The organism is Bacillus sp. JJ1521 (genome assembly GCF_036965165.1).
In the GTDB taxonomy this organism is placed as follows: Bacteria; Bacillota; Bacilli; order Bacillales; family Bacillaceae_L; genus Ferdinandcohnia.
Map to the genome: position 1 here is coordinate 1 of NZ_JBALOX010000286.1, position 988 is coordinate 988.

Annotated in this window: 1 protein-coding gene; it reads left to right on the forward strand. The window is 36.6% G+C overall.

The genetic code is table 11. From position 1 onward, the window contains the following. A partial coding sequence (locus V7147_RS24845; RefSeq protein ID WP_335370470.1) for a dihydrolipoamide acetyltransferase family protein occupies positions 1-980 on the forward strand: 980 nt, incomplete at its 5' end. Between the last annotated feature and the right edge of the window lie 8 nt (positions 981-988).

The following is a 988-nucleotide window of genomic DNA, read 5'->3' on the forward strand; positions in this document are numbered from 1 at the left end:
CAAGACGTACTTATAATAGTGATGAAAATCTTCCTCCGAAATTGGGAAAAAGACGAGTAATCGCAACCCCTACTGTAAGAAGAATTGCCCGCGAATTAAGGGTCGACTTATCACTTGTTGTTCCGTCTGGTAAAAACGGAAGAGTCCTAGCAGAAGATGTTCATCGGTATAAGGAAGAACAAGATCATGCAAAGAATCCAGCGATGGAAAAAGAAGTAAAACAGGTAAGTGAAAGTGTACATGAGCAAAAAATAATCCACTCAGCAGAGGACCTAGTAGAAAGAGTACCACTGAGAGGTTTACGCCGAAGTATATCAAAAAAAATGACACAATCCACACAAATCGCGGCCCAATCTACGATTTTAGAAGAGGTCGATGTCAGTAAGCTTGTTACTCTCCGAAAGGAATTGTCATTGAAAGCCAAAGAAAAAGGGGTCCATTTAACCTATTTGCCTTTCATCATAAAAGCTATTATTTCAGCTCTTAAGGATTTCCCTTATTTGAATGCTTCTATAGATGATGAAAAAGAGGAAATTATTTTAAAAAAGTATTTTAATATTGGAATTGCAGCAGATACACCAAATGGACTTATTGTTCCTGTCATAAAACATGCTGACCAAAAAAGCATGTTAACCTTAGCAAATGAAATTACTAACTTGGCTGAGAAAGCGAGAGATAATGCTTTATCTATGGATCAATTAAAGGGAGGAACCTTTACAATTACGAACATTGGCTCAACTGGTGTTGGACTATTCGGAACTCCAATCATTAATTATCCGGAAGCTGCAATCCTTGGGGTACATCGAATCCAGAAGAAACCGATTATAACGGAAAAAGAGGAAATCGTTATTCGAGACATCATGGGGATTAGCTTAAGTTTTGATCATCGATTAATTGATGGAGCAATGGCTTCTTACTTTTTAAAGCATTTCATTAGTTATTTAGAAAATCCGAATTTACTGATTATGGAAATGATCTAGTAGATAAC